The sequence below is a fragment of the Phreatobacter cathodiphilus genome (assembly GCF_003008515.1).
Taxonomy (GTDB): domain Bacteria; phylum Pseudomonadota; class Alphaproteobacteria; order Rhizobiales; family Phreatobacteraceae; genus Phreatobacter; species Phreatobacter cathodiphilus.
The window spans coordinates 2,510,839-2,523,589 of record NZ_CP027668.1; the positions used below are offsets into that span (position 1 = coordinate 2,510,839).

The following is a 12,751-nucleotide window of genomic DNA, read 5'->3' on the forward strand; positions in this document are numbered from 1 at the left end:
CGCAGCGCCCGGTCACGGGTGAGGACGGGGGCATCCCCCCTGACCCGCCCGCTGCCGCGGGCACCCTCTCCCGCAGGGGGAGAGGGTTTATCGGCAGCCTCAGGCCGCCTTCTTCAGCTTCGCCTTCTCGGTCGCGAAGGCATAGGCGATCCAGGGCATCAGCGCCTTGAGGTCGCGCGCCTGCACCGTCGCGCCGCACCAGATCCGGAGGCCGGGAGGCGCGTCGCGGTAATGGCCGAGATCGAGGCCGGCGCCCGCCTTCTCCAGCGTCGCCACCACGCCCTTGGCGAAGGCCGCCTGAGCGTCGGCGGGCAGCGCGGTGACGGCGGGGTCGGTGAACTTCAGGCAGACCGAGGTGTTCGAGCGCGTCTTCGGCTTGACCGCCAGGAAGTCGATCCAGTCGTTCTCCTTGACGAACTTGGCGATGACGCGGGCGTTGGCATCCGCGCGCTTCACCAGACCGTCGAGACCGCCGACCTTCTGCGCCCACTTCAGCGCGTCGATATAGTCCTCGACGCAGAGCATCGAAGGCGTGTTGATGGTTTCACCTTCAAAAATGCCCTCGATCAGCTTGCCGCCCTTGGTCATGCGGAAGATCTTCGGCAGCGGCCAGGCCGGCTTGTAGGTCTCCAGCCGCTCCACCGCGCGCGGGGAGAGGATGAGCATGCCGTGGGCCGCCTCGCCGCCAAGCACCTTCTGCCAGGAGAAGGTGACGACATCGAGCTTGTCCCAGTCGAGCCGCTGGGCGAAGGCCGCAGACGTCGCGTCGCAGATGGTCAGGCCCTCGCGGTCGGCCGCGATCCAGTCGGCGTTCGGCACGCGCACGCCCGAGGTCGTGCCGTTCCAGGTGAACACGACGTCACGCGTCTTGGTGTCGACCTTCTTCAGGTTCGGCAGCTCGCCATAGGGCGCATTGATCGTGCGGACGTCGGTCAGCTTGAGCTGCTTCACCACGTCGGTGACCCAGCCCTCGCCGAAGCTCTCCCAGGAGACCATGTCGACGCCGCGGGCGCCGAGCATCGACCACATGGCCATCTCCACCGCGCCGGTGTCGGAGGCCGGCACGATGCCGATCCGGTAGCCGGCGGGCACCTGCAGCACCTCGCGCGTCAGGTCGATGGCGAGCTTCAGCTTCGCCTTGCCGATCTTGGCGCGGTGAGACCGCCCGAGGGGCGCGTCAGCCAGAGCTTTGAGGGACCAGCCGGGGCGCTTGGCGCAGGGGCCGGACGAAAAGGTATTGGCGCGCGGAAGCGCGGTCGGGGCGGTTGTCGCCATTTGGATCTCCATCCTCACAGATGGGCGTGCCCCGTTGGGGGGGCATGTCCCGCCGACCGGGATAGGCGCATGCGGCCCTCCGGTCAAGGATCACGAGGGAGCGCCGAAGCGTGCCCACGCCCTGCCCCTCACTCCCCCATCAGCGCCTCCAGCCGCTCGACGGCGTAATTCTCGCCCACCGAAAAGGCCAGGATTCGGGAGATGTGGGTGCGCGGCAGGCCCGTCTCGGCCGCATAGGCGTTCACCGCGGCCTGCACCTTTTTCAGATCCGCCTTGGAGGTCGGGTCGGCGGCGATGTCGAGGCCGGCGTCGCGCAAGGCCGCCACCATGTCCTGCGAGGTGACGAAGCCGTCCCAGCCGATGAAGCGGAGAAAATACTGGCCGGTCTTGCCGCCGAGGCGGGCGCCGCGTTTGCCCAAGAGGTCGAGGAGCCCGATCTGGTCGTCCGCCGGCCAGCCGGCGAGGAAGGCGCCGAACGAGCCGTGCTCTTTGGCGATGGCGCCGACGAAACCGGCATTCTCGCGCACCGATTTGATCTTCTGCGGGTTCTTCACGATGCGGCCGTCGCGGGCGAGATCGTGCCAGAACTCGTCGGGCTGGAAGGACAGCGCCTGCGGCACGAAGCCGAGAAAGGCCTCCTCGAAGCCCGGCCACTTCTTCTCGATGACGCCCCAGACGAAGCCGGCGCAGAAGATGCGCTTCGTCATTTCGGCGAGGACGCGATCGTCCGTCACCGTGGCGAGGGCGGAGCGGTCCGGCACGGCCGGCAGCAGGCTCGCGAGCACCGCCTCGCCGCCCTTGCGGCGCGCGGCGCGGGCGCGGATCGTCTCGAATGCGGTCATGGTTTCCCCCTCGGGCGTCTCATCCCACGCCGAAAGGCCGGGGCGTGGCAAGAGCCGCGGAGCGAAGGGGCTGGATGGCCCCACCCGCTCACGCCGTCCTCGTCACGCCCCCGCCGGCAGCGCGTAGGGGCTCTTGTCGCGGGCGATGAAGGACCCCGCCCCCATGGCGCCGACGACCTTGCCGTCGTCCACCACGGTCCTGCCCTTGGCGATGGTCATCACCGGCCAGCCGGTGACGGCGAAGCCTTCCCACGGCGTGTAGTCCGACCCGTGGTGCAGGATCTCCTGGCGGATCGTCTCCTTCCGGTTCGGGTCCCAGAGCACGATGTCGGCATCCGCCCCCACCGCGATCGTGCCCTTTTTCGGGTAGAGGCCGTAGAGCTTGGCGTGGTTGGTCGAGGTCAGCGCCACGAACTCGTTCATGGTGATGCGGCCCTTGGACACCCCTTCCGACCAGAGCACCGGCATGCGCGTCTCCACGCCCGGCAGGCCGTTCGGCACCCACTTGAAGGAGGTGCGGCCCTTCTCGTTCAGCTTGCCGCGCGGGCTGTCGTAGAAGAACGGGCAATGGTCGGAGGAGAAGGTCTGGAACACGCCCTGTTTCAGCCCTTCCCAGATGGCCTTCTGGCTGTCGGTGTCGCGCGGCGGCGGCGAGCAGACATATTTGGCGCCCGACATGTCCATGTTCAGGCCCTTCATGTCGTCCTCGGTCAGGGTGATGTATTGCGGGCAGGTCTCGGCATAGACCTTGAGGCCGCGCTGGCGGGCCCAGCGGATCTGCTCCATCGCCTCGCGGCCGGAGACGTGGACGATCATGATCGGCACGTCGAGCAGTTCGGCATGGCTGATGGCGCGGTGGGTGGCCTCCCGCTCGATCACCTGGGGGCGCGACGGGCCGTGATAATAGGGCGCGGTCTTGCCGGCCGCCTCCAGCCGCTCGGTCAGGAACTTGATGTTGTCGTAGCCCTCGGCATGAACCATGACGAGCGCCTGCTCGCGACGCGCCACGTCGAAGACCTCCAGCAACTGGCGGTCGGAGAGCACGAGGTCGTCGTAGGTCATGAAGACCTTGAACGAGGTGCAGCCGTCGGCGAAGAGCGCGGGAAGCTCCTGGTTCAAGACGGTCGGCGTCGGGTCGGACACCACGAGGTGGAAGCCGTAGTCGATATAGGCCTTGCCCTCGGCCTTCCTGTGATAGTCGCTGACGCAGGCGCGCAGGCTCTCGCCCTTCACCTGCATGGCGAAGGGGATGATGGTGGTGTTGCCGCCGGCCGCCGCCGAGCGCGTACCGCTCTCGAAACCGTCGGCCATGGTCACGTCCGGGCCGGAGGGCTGGTCGAGATGGACGTGGCTGTCGATGCCGCCGGGCATGACGATGAGGCCCGAGGCATCGATTGTCCGGGCCGCCTCGGTGATGGTTTCGGCGAGCAGGGCCACCTTGCCGTTCTTGATGCCGACGTCGCAGCGGATCGTGTCGGAGGCCGTGACGACGGTGCCGCCGCGGATGGCGAGGTCGATATCGAGCATGAGACGGGTCCCCGGAAGGTCTCGGTTGCGGCGCTGGGCGCAGCGACCGAGGCACCGCATTTTCCGCCGTCCGTCAAGCCCGCGGACCCGTCGCTCCTTGCCCGCGCGAACCGCATGCTGCGGCGCGAAGAATCGCCCCCTGCACCGGCGCAGGTTAACTCAGGGTTAACCTTTCTCCTTTATCAAGGAAATCGTTCAGTTCGCTGGACGCGAGTGGCTCCTGTCCACTCTGTTTGACGCCTCCCTGTATTCCACTTCAAGGCCGCCTCCGGGCGGCCTTTTTTTGTCCGCGCACCGGCCGCCGATACAGGCCGCCTTGGCAGCGCCGCGATTTCGTCGTCTGATGACCTCGAGGCCATCCGGCTGTCCCGTCGCGGGACGGCCCGGGCTGGCACCGCCCTTGCTGCATCGAGCCGAGAGCTGCCTGCCGTCCTCCCGTTTACCTTTCCTTAAGCAAAAGCTTTACAGGAGCGCGGGTACGGCGGCACACACGGGTCCTGAGGGAGTTGTTGCGTGATGTCGCATGAGAGCGTTCCGTCCATGGCCGAGCCGACAGTCGCCTTCGGGGCGCGCCTCGCCAGTTCCCCCGCCTTCAAGGACCTGTTCCGCGACGGTATGAGCCTCGTGGAGGAGACGGCCGCCTATCTCGACGGCCCCGGCCGCGAGGAGAGCCGCGCCCTCGACCGCGGGCCGGCCCTCGCCTACGCCACCGAGAGCATGCGCCTGACCACCCGCCTGATGCAGCTCGCCTCCTGGCTGCTGCTGCAGCGCGCGGTCAACGAGGGCGAACTCACCCAGGAACAGGCGGCGCAGGAAAAGTCCAAGGTGCGCCTGTCCTCCGTCGGCGCGCCGACCCCGGCCTCCATCATCGACGAACTGCCGCCCTCGCTCGGCGTGCTGATCGGCAAGGCCATGCGGCTGCAGGAGCGCATCGTCCACATGGACCGGGTGCTGTTCTCGCAGCAGGCGGCCGAGGCCGAGGCCCAGGTCAACCCCATTTCCGGCCAGATCGACCTTCTGGCGAGCGCTTTCGGCATCCGTCGCTGATCACCGGTCCGGCACGCTGGATTTCAGCGTGCCGCCCGCCTATAAGTCGCGCCGACCTGTAGCCGGCGCTCTGCGCGGCGCGCTTTTCGACTGCGCCCCCGACACCGGCTGACCACCGCCGAGAGGGGCATATGGCCGGGCATTCACAGTTCAAGAACATCATGCACCGCAAGGGCCGCCAGGATGCGGCCCGTTCGAAGCTGTTCGGCAAGCTGGCGCGCGAAATCACCGTGGCGGCCAAGATGGGCCAGCCGGACCCGGCCATGAACCCGCGCCTGCGCGCCGCCATTCTCGCGGCCCGCGCCGAGAACATGACCAAGGACACGATCCAGCGGGCGATCAACAAGGCCACCGCCGGCGACGGCGAGAACTACGACGAGATCCGCTACGAGGGCTATGGGCCCGGCGGCGTCGCCGTCATCGTCGAAGCGCTGACCGACAACCGCAACCGTACCGCCTCGGAGGTGCGCTCCTACTTCACCAAGTCCGGCGGCAACCTCGCCGAGACCGGCGCCGTCTCCTTCATGTTCGACCGGGTCGGCACCATCGAGTTCGCCGCCGACAAGGCCTCCGCCGACGACATGCTGGAAGCCGCCATCGAGGCCGGCGCCGAAGACGTCGTCTCCTCCGAGACCGGTCACGAGATCACCACCGCCGCCGACGCCCTCGCCGAGGTGGCGAAGGCCCTCGAGGCGAAGTTCGGCGAACCGAACAAGACCGCGCTCACCTGGAAGCCGCAGACCGCCGTCGCCGTCGACGACGAGACCGGCGAGAAGCTGCTGCGCCTGATGGACAATCTCGACGAGAACGACGACGTGCAGAACGTCTATTCGAACTTCGAGCTGTCCGAGGCGCTCATGGCGAAGATGGCCGGCTGACGGTCCTTCGGCCGGCGGCCTGCTCCGCCGCCGGCTCAACCCGCGATACCCCGCGTAAACCCTTACAATTCGTTTCAGTTGCCGTTCATATCGGAACGGTACTATTCGACCAGTCCATGCGCCGCAGGAGACCCTGCCGGGCCGGACGGAGGGGTTTGACATGGTCAAGCAATTTGCGGCGGCAGCGGCCGCCATCCTGTGTCTGACGGCGACAGCGTCGGCACAGTCGCCCGGCAATGCCGTGGTCTTCGCCATCTTCGAGAATCCGGAGCCGCATCACGGCTGCATCGTCAGCGAGCGCAACCGCGACGGCGGTTACGACAATCTCGTTCTGGGGCGCTGCGACAGCCCGGCTGCGCAATTCGTCTTCGACGAGCGGGCGAAACGCATCAGGCCGGCCGCGCGGCCGAACCTGTGCGTGGGTGATACGACAGGGGCGGGCGATGCGCCCTTCGACGCCATCCTGCGCGACTGCACGCCCGACGGCGTAGGCCAGTTCTACACCTACAACCGTGGCCGCCGGCTGATCGTGGCACTCACCGAGGACAACCGCGAGGAGCGCGACGGCTACTGCCTCTATGTCGGTCCGCAGCGCGGCCGGCGCACGGCCATCCTCGCCGAGCCCTGCCACCACCGCCGTCCGCGTGCCGCGCAGACGGCCTTCTTCATCACGCCGGCCAGTGCGGTCGGTGCTGCCGGCGCGGGCGCACCCGCATCGCCGCCTCCCCCGGCCGCACCCATGGCGTCCGACCCGCGTCCGCCGCAGGCGGCTCCGGCGTCCGGCCAGCTGACGCGCACGCCCTGGGGCCGGTCCGGCCCATGGACCATCGACGCCTCTTCGACGCCCGCCGGCTTCAGCACCTGCCGGGCCGTGCGGCAGAGCGACAGCGGCGAGATCCGCATCGGTCTCAACGCCCAGCTCGACATGACCATGTCGACCCCGGCCGACCGCGCCACGGCTCCTCCCGGAACCCGGGCCAACGTCGTGCTCCGCGCCGGCCGCGACCGGGAGACCGTGCCGGGCTCGGTCAATTCCGAGGGCCGGCTCGCCTTCACTGTCCCGCCGCCCATCGGCCGGACCATGGTCGAGACGAACTTGCGCGAGATGTTCGTCGAGGGCCCCGACGGCATGTCGGTGGTGCCGATCGCCGGATTCCGTGGACTCTGGGACGAGCTCAACGCCTGCGTCAGCGCGCAGGGGCGCCGCTGAGCCTCGCCTAGCGCAGCAGCCTGTCGAGCAGCGGCAGGCTGGTGAGCGCCGCGGTCGCGATCACCGCGAAGGCGACGGGGCGGAACATCCGGGGGTCGGCCCGCTCGAACAGCAGCGAGCCGATCCCGATGCCGACGCCGTAGGGAATGATGGTCCAGGCGGCGGCGCGGAACACTTCGGGCGTATAGATGCCGGCGAGCGCCAGCAGGGTGATGGAAATCACCGAGGCTGGCACGAAGAAGGCGACGGAGGAGCCGCGCACCCCGGCATTGTGGCTCGGCCCCGCCAGCCAGAACAGCGACAGCACCATGCCGCCGAGACTGGCGAGCCCGGAGATGAGCCCGGAGGCGAGACCCGTGCCGAGCGTGGCGGGCAGGCCCGGCGAACGCTCGATGCGACCGATGGTCAGAAGCAGCGTCAGCACCAGCACGATGGAGAGCGAGGTGACCCAGCGCACCGGCGTCGGATCGATGGTGACGAGCAGCCAGACGCCCAGCGGCAGGCCCACCACATAGCCGACGAAGAGCGGCCCGATCTCGCCCCAGCGGGCATGGCGCCAGGTCGAGCGGATCATGGCGAGCTGCATCACCGCGTCGATGATCGACATGATGCCGATGGCGGCCTTGGGGCCGAGATAGGCGCCGGCGACCGGCATGAAGATCATGGCCGAGCCGAAGCCGGTATAGCCGCGCACCGTGCCGGCGAAGAAGGCGGCGACGACGACGGCGATCGGCGGCGGCGAGCCGAGGGCGGCGAGGAGGTCCAAGGGGGGCGGCCTTCGAGCGTTTCCGGGGTTTTCACGTCGCTTACGGGGAATTCACCTGTTCAGGAACCGGCGCCCGCGCGGGTCTCGCCTGCAGATGGGCTAGATTGCCGCCATGAACGGCACGATTCGCATTCTGGGCATCGATCCCGGCCTCCGCCGCACCGGCTGGGGCGTGATCGACGTGACCGGCAACCGCCTCGCCTTCGTCGCCTGCGGCACGGTGACGTCCGACGACAAGGCGGAGCTCGGTCCCCGTCTCGCCCAGTTGCACCGGGGGATCTCCGACGTGCTCGCCGCATGGTCGCCCGACGAGGCGGCGGTCGAGCAGACCTTCGTCAACAAGGACGCGGGCGCGACCCTGAAGCTCGGCCAGGCCCGCGGCATCGCCATGGTGGTGCCGGCCCTGGCGGGCATACCGGTCGCCGAATACGAGCCCAACAAGGTCAAGAAGTCGGTCGTCGGCGCCGGTCACGCCGAGAAGAACCAGATCCACATGATGATCGGCATCCTGCTGCCGAAGGCCGACCCGAAGACGATGGACGCCGCCGACGCCCTCGCCATCGCCATCACCCACGCCCATCACCGCAGCGCCGTCGGGCGGCGCTGAGGCGCCTCACACCGTCAGCACGATCTTGCCGACATGGGTGCTGCCTTCCATGCGGGCATGGGCCTTGGAGGCCTCGGCCAGCGGATAGGTCGAATCCATCACCACCTTGACCTTGCCGCTCTCCAGCAGCGGCCAGACCTTTTCTCTCAGCGCGTCCGCCAGCGCCGCCTTGAAGGCGATGTCGCGGATGCGCAGGGTCGAGCCGGTGAAGGTGACGCGCTTCAGCATGATCCAGCGGATGTCGGCCTTGATCTCCGAGCCGTGCAGGAAGGCGATCTGCACGATGCGCCCGTCGGCGGCGACGCAGTCGAGGTTCTTCTGCACGTAGTCGCCGCCCACCATGTCGAGGATCAGCTGCGCGCCGCGCTTGCCCGTGATCTCGTTCACCGCCGCGGTGAAGTCGGTGGTGCGGTAGTTGATGGCGTGGTCGGCGCCGAGCGCCTTGGCGGCGGCGCATTTCTCGTCCGAGCCCGCCGTGGTGATGACGGTGGCGCCGAAGGCCTTGGCGAGCTGGATGGCGGTGACGCCGATGCCCGACGTGCCGCCGTGGATGAGGATGGTCTCGCCGGATTGCAGGCCGCCCCGGTCGAAGACGTTGGACCAGACGGTGAAGAAGGTCTCGGGGATGCCCGCCGCCTCGACCATGGAGAGGCCCTTCGGCACGGGCAGCGCGTTGCTCTCGTGCACCACGGCATATTCGGCATAGCCGCCGCCGGCGACGAGGGCGCAGACCTTGTCGCCAACCTTGAAGCGCGTCACGCCGTCGCCGAGCGCGACCACCTCGCCGGAGAATTCGAGGCCGGGAATGTCCGAGGCGCCCTTCGGCGGCGGATAGCCGCCGGAGCGCTGCAGCACGTCCGGCCGGTTGACGCCGGCCGCCGCGATCTTCACCAGCACCTCGCCGGACCCAGGTGTCGGCACCGGCCGCGTCTGCGGCACGAGAGCGTCAGGGCCGCCCGGAACGGGGATGGCGATGGCGGTCATGGTCGGGGGGAGTGCGGTCATCGGGGTGTCCGGTTTCGACAGCGGGGGGTGAGACGGTGTAGCCTCTGGCCAGGTCCAATGCCAGTCCGCGAGGAGGACGCCACCATGTTCGACGACGACCTGAAGCCGCGGCCGAAGCCGCCCGCCCATGTCCTGGGACAGGACCTCTCGGCCCTCTCGGTCCATGAACTGGCCGAGCGCATCGCGCTCCTCAAGATCGAGATCGCTCGCCTGGAGATGGATATGGGCGTCAAGGAAGCGAGCAAGTCGGCCGCCGCCAGCGTCTTCAAGTTCTGATCAGGCGCGAGAGGCGCGCGGCAGGCCGTCCTCGCCAAGCGCCACCCGCACGCGGTCGCCGATGGAAATCCCAGCCTCCGCCCGGCACATGATGCGCGGCCCCTCGTCCAGCGTCACCAGGGCGATGCCGTAGCCGCCGGGGACGTCGAGTTCGGGGAGCGGCGCCCGCAGCACCGTCGTCACCGACCAGACCGTGCCCCCTCCCCCCGCCTCGGCTTCAGCCACCGATGAGGAGCCGCAGGCCGGGCAGGCCGCCCGCCGAAACTGCCAGGAGCGGCCGCAGGCGCCGCAGGACTGGATGGCCACGCCGCTCATGCCGTCCGCTCCAGCACGAAGCCGGCATGGCTGGAGAAGACGCCGCCGTCGGCGTGGCAATAGGCGAGCGGCGCGTCGGCCACCTGCCGTTCGCCCGCCTCGCCGCGCATCTGCCGGACGACCTCCACCACATGGGCGAGGAAGCCGGCGACGCCGGGATGGCCGTAGGACATCAGCCCGCCGTGGAGATTGAGCGGATAGCGCCCCTCGCGGGAGAACCGCCCGTCGTGGGCCGCCGGCCCCGCCCGTCCCGGAGCGGCGAAGCCGAGCGCCTCGAGGAAGACGGCAAGCGTGGCGGTGAAACTGTCGTAGAGGCCGAGAAGCCGCATGTCGGCCGCACTCCGGCCGGCGGTGTCGAAAGCCTGGGCGGCCGCCAGCTTCGCCCCGAGGCCGAGGTCGTCGGGCATTTCCGAGACGTGCTGGTGGGTATGGGCCTCGCCCCAGCCGGCGATCCGGATCGCCGCCCCTTGCAGCGGTTCCGCGGAGACGATCACCGCGGCAGCGCCGTCCGAGATCGGGCAGCAGTCGAGGAATTTCAGCGGCGTGGCGATCGGCTTCGAGGCCATGACGTCGGCGACCGTGATCGGCTTCGTCAGTTGGGCGCCGGGATGGGCCGCCGCATGGCGGCGCATTAGCACGGCGAGTTCGGCGAGGTCCGCCTCGCTCGCCCCCGTCTCGTGCAGGTGGCGCGCCGCCACCAGCGCGTAATAGGCGGGAATCGAGGCACCCAGCGGCACCTCGTGGACGGGATGGCCGACGCCCGCCAGCGTCTTCACCGCATCATCCCGGCTCTGTCCCGTGAGCCGGTTCTCGCCCCCCACGACCAGCACGTGCCGGCAGGCGCCGGCCGCAATGAGGTGGCGGGCGAGGATGATGCCGACCGCACCCGTCGCCCCGCCCACCTGCGCCTGATGGGCATGGCGCGGGCGAATGGCGAGCCGCTCGGCCATGACCGTACCCATCATCAGGTGCGGATAGGTCGTCGCATAGCCGGAGACGAGACCGTCGACCGCCTCGCGCGGCAGACCGGCATCGGCGAGCGCCGACAGCGCCGCTTCCTCCATGAGGTCGACCGGGCCGCGGCCGGGATGCTTGCCGAAGGGGGTGACGGCGACGCCGGTGAGATGAGCCATTCGCCGCCGCCGGATCAGGCGGGCTCGGCTTCCAGCACGATGCGGCCGGCGACCTTGCCGGCTTCCAGATCGTGCAGCGCCTCGTTCACCTGGCTCATCGGCCGGGTCTCGATCGGGATGGCGGGGAGCTTCACCTTGCGGACGAGGGCGACGAACTCCTTCAGCTCCTTCAGCGAGCCGACATAGGAGCCGCGGATGGAGATGGCGCGCATCGGGATGAAGGGCAGCGGATAGCGCAGCTCGCCGCCGAACAGCCCGACGATGACGAGCTGGCCGCCCTTACGCAGGCCGTTGATGGCGAGGCTGGTCGTACCCTCCGCCCCGACGAAGTCGAGCGCCGCGGCGAGCTTGCCCTCGGCGAAGTCGGCGAGCTGCTTCGCCGCGTCCGGCGCGTTCGGATCGAGGGTCGCGGCGACGCCGATCTGCTCGGCGATCTTCCGCTTCTCCGGTGAGGGATCGACCGCGATGACTGGCCCCATGCCGAGCGCCTTCAGGAGCTGCAGCGCCGTCTGGCCGAGGCCGCCGATGCCGAAGACGGCGATCTTCTCACCCTCCCGGTGCGGACGGATCTTGTTGACGGCGCTGAACACCGTCACGCCGGAACAGGCATAGGTGGCGGCCAGCGCCGGATCGAGATCCTCGACGTCCACGAGGAACTCCTCGTCGCGCACCAGCACGTGCTCGGCGAAGCCGCCGCGCGCCTGCACGCCGAGGAACTGCGGCTGGGCGCAGAGGTTCTCGTCACCCGACTTGCAGAGCGGGCACTGGCCGCAGCCGATCCAGGTGTGGAGGAGGCGCCGGTCGCCCGGCTTCACCGTGGTGACCTCGGGTCCGACCGCCTCCACCGTGCCGAGAATCTCGTGGCCGAGGGTCAGCGGCAACTTCAGGCCGCGGTCCGACAGGTTCAGCGAGCGGCCGCCGCCGAGGTTGTACTTGCCCTCGCGGATGTGGATGTCCGAATGGCAGACGCCGCAATGGCTGACCTTCATCAGCACCTCGCGGCCCTTTGGCTCGGGGCGCGCCTCCTCCGTCAGCACCAGCGGATCGCAGGAGACGTTGAGGCGCCAGGAATGCGTGGTGCGGGCCGGCGAGAAACTGTCCATGGCGTGTCCTCGGATGCTGTGCGCGCCCGTTGGTTCGGGCGCCGCGATGCGCGAACGCTACCATGCGAGGACGGGCTGTAAATGTGCCGAAGGGCCGAGACGGCCCTGCGCGGGGCTCAGGCCTTGGGCGTCGGGATGATGCTCACATGGGCGGCGACCACCCGCCACCCCTCGGGCATGCGCGCCCAGGTCTGCATCTGCCGGCCGATCTTCTCCGGCCCCATGGCCTCGCGGTGGAACAGCGTCGAGGCGGTGGCCATGTCCTGCCCATAGGTGGTGATGACCGTCCGCTCGATCCGCCGTTCAAGTCCCACCGGCGAGCGGGCCGAGCGGAAGGCGGCGATCTCGCCGTAGCCGTAGAGGTTCTCGCCGATCCCGTAGCGGATCGTGTGCTCGGAGTTCCAGAACAGCGCGTCGAGGGTCGCCACGTCGTTCGTGGTCAGCGCCTTCTCATAGGCGGCGAAGGCGGCGCTAACTTCCGCGTGGACGGCAGGGTCGTTGATGATCACGGCAGGTCTCCCGGACGGGTGCCGCGATCAGGGGAGCGCCCCGGCGGCGGTGATGTGAGCGATGACGATGCCGCCCGACGGATCGGCGGCGGCGACGATGGCGGCCACAGCGCAGGCCGTGAGAAGGGTCGTGGTGAAAAGCAGGATGCGAGGCATAGAATGCTCCCCGGAACTGCGGGATGAACCCGCCGCCCCGCCATCCGGTCCCGCCCTGCCTCGCCGTTCCGGACAATTGTCGGCGTCATGGTGAACGAGACG

General features: G+C 69.1%; 15 protein-coding genes. 5 read left to right on the top strand and 10 right to left on the bottom strand.

Annotated elements, in window-relative coordinates; translation table 11 throughout:
- Positions 1-99: 99 nt before the first annotated feature.
- The 3 genes from C6569_RS12255 to hydA form a co-directional block, all read right to left on the bottom strand.
- Complete coding sequence (locus C6569_RS12255; RefSeq protein WP_106749116.1) at positions 100-1,275, bottom strand: phosphoserine transaminase; 1,176 nt, start codon at positions 1,273-1,275, stop codon at positions 100-102.
- Positions 1,276-1,403: 128 nt separating this feature from the next.
- Complete coding sequence (locus C6569_RS12260) at positions 1,404-2,117, bottom strand: DNA-3-methyladenine glycosylase I (RefSeq protein WP_106749117.1); 714 nt, start codon at positions 2,115-2,117, stop codon at positions 1,404-1,406.
- A gap of 102 nt (positions 2,118-2,219) precedes the next feature.
- Entirely contained in the window at positions 2,220-3,644 is a 1,425-nt protein-coding gene (gene hydA, locus C6569_RS12265) for a dihydropyrimidinase (protein WP_106749118.1), read from the bottom strand.
- A gap of 540 nt (positions 3,645-4,184) precedes the next feature.
- On the opposite strand from hydA, the gene rcdA reads away from it, so the two are divergent.
- The 3 genes from rcdA (at position 4,185) to C6569_RS12280 (ending at position 6,779) form a co-directional block, all read left to right on the top strand.
- The gene (rcdA, locus tag C6569_RS12270; protein WP_245898086.1) at positions 4,185-4,691 is read left to right on the top strand and encodes a protease adaptor protein RcdA; all 507 of its coding nucleotides are present in this window, start codon (positions 4,185-4,187) and stop codon (positions 4,689-4,691) included.
- Between the two features lie 131 nt (positions 4,692-4,822).
- Positions 4,823-5,569, top strand: a complete 747-nt coding sequence (locus tag C6569_RS12275; RefSeq protein ID WP_106749120.1) for a YebC/PmpR family DNA-binding transcriptional regulator — start codon at positions 4,823-4,825, stop codon at positions 5,567-5,569.
- A gap of 160 nt (positions 5,570-5,729) precedes the next feature.
- Positions 5,730-6,779: an RICIN domain-containing protein gene (locus tag C6569_RS12280; RefSeq protein WP_106749121.1), complete on the top strand. Its 1,050-nt coding sequence runs from the start codon at positions 5,730-5,732 to the stop codon at positions 6,777-6,779.
- A 7-nt stretch (positions 6,780-6,786) separates the two neighbouring features.
- Here C6569_RS12280 and C6569_RS12285 read toward each other — a convergent pair whose 3' ends face one another.
- Complete coding sequence (locus C6569_RS12285; RefSeq protein WP_181313734.1) at positions 6,787-7,545, bottom strand: sulfite exporter TauE/SafE family protein; 759 nt, start codon at positions 7,543-7,545, stop codon at positions 6,787-6,789.
- Positions 7,546-7,657: 112 nt separating this feature from the next.
- Between C6569_RS12285 and ruvC the strand changes: the two genes are divergently transcribed.
- The gene (gene ruvC, locus C6569_RS12290; RefSeq protein ID WP_106749123.1) at positions 7,658-8,152 is read left to right on the top strand and encodes a crossover junction endodeoxyribonuclease RuvC; all 495 of its coding nucleotides are present in this window, start codon (positions 7,658-7,660) and stop codon (positions 8,150-8,152) included.
- Positions 8,153-8,158: 6 nt separating this feature from the next.
- Here the strand turns inward: ruvC and C6569_RS12295 are convergent, their stop codons facing one another.
- A complete protein-coding gene (locus C6569_RS12295; protein ID WP_106749124.1) occupies positions 8,159-9,157 on the bottom strand; it encodes an NAD(P)H-quinone oxidoreductase in 999 nt (332 codons plus the stop codon).
- An 84-nt stretch (positions 9,158-9,241) separates the two neighbouring features.
- On the opposite strand from C6569_RS12295, the gene C6569_RS12300 reads away from it, so the two are divergent.
- Complete coding sequence (locus C6569_RS12300) at positions 9,242-9,433, top strand: DUF1192 domain-containing protein (protein ID WP_106749125.1); 192 nt, start codon at positions 9,242-9,244, stop codon at positions 9,431-9,433.
- Here the strand turns inward: C6569_RS12300 and C6569_RS12305 are convergent, their stop codons facing one another.
- The 5 genes from C6569_RS12305 to C6569_RS22400 all read right to left on the bottom strand — a co-directional run bounded on the left by C6569_RS12305 (position 9,434) and on the right by C6569_RS22400 (position 12,649).
- Positions 9,434-9,748 carry a Zn-ribbon domain-containing OB-fold protein gene (locus C6569_RS12305; protein ID WP_106749126.1) on the bottom strand — a complete coding sequence of 105 codons (315 nt, stop codon included), beginning with the start codon at positions 9,746-9,748 and terminating at the stop codon, positions 9,434-9,436.
- Positions 9,745-10,881, bottom strand: a complete 1,137-nt coding sequence (locus tag C6569_RS12310; RefSeq protein ID WP_106749127.1) for a thiolase family protein — start codon at positions 10,879-10,881, stop codon at positions 9,745-9,747. The genes C6569_RS12305 and C6569_RS12310 overlap by 4 nt, the downstream gene beginning before the upstream one ends.
- A gap of 14 nt (positions 10,882-10,895) precedes the next feature.
- Entirely contained in the window at positions 10,896-11,984 is a 1,089-nt protein-coding gene (locus tag C6569_RS12315) for an alcohol dehydrogenase (RefSeq protein WP_106749128.1), read from the bottom strand.
- A 116-nt stretch (positions 11,985-12,100) separates the two neighbouring features.
- Entirely contained in the window at positions 12,101-12,493 is a 393-nt protein-coding gene (gene hpxZ, locus C6569_RS12320) for an oxalurate catabolism protein HpxZ (RefSeq protein ID WP_106749129.1), read from the bottom strand.
- A gap of 27 nt (positions 12,494-12,520) precedes the next feature.
- Positions 12,521-12,649 (bottom strand): hypothetical protein, encoded by a 129-nt coding sequence (locus C6569_RS22400; protein ID WP_281260351.1) that lies wholly within the window; start codon positions 12,647-12,649, stop codon positions 12,521-12,523.
- Positions 12,650-12,751 lie beyond the last annotated feature (102 nt).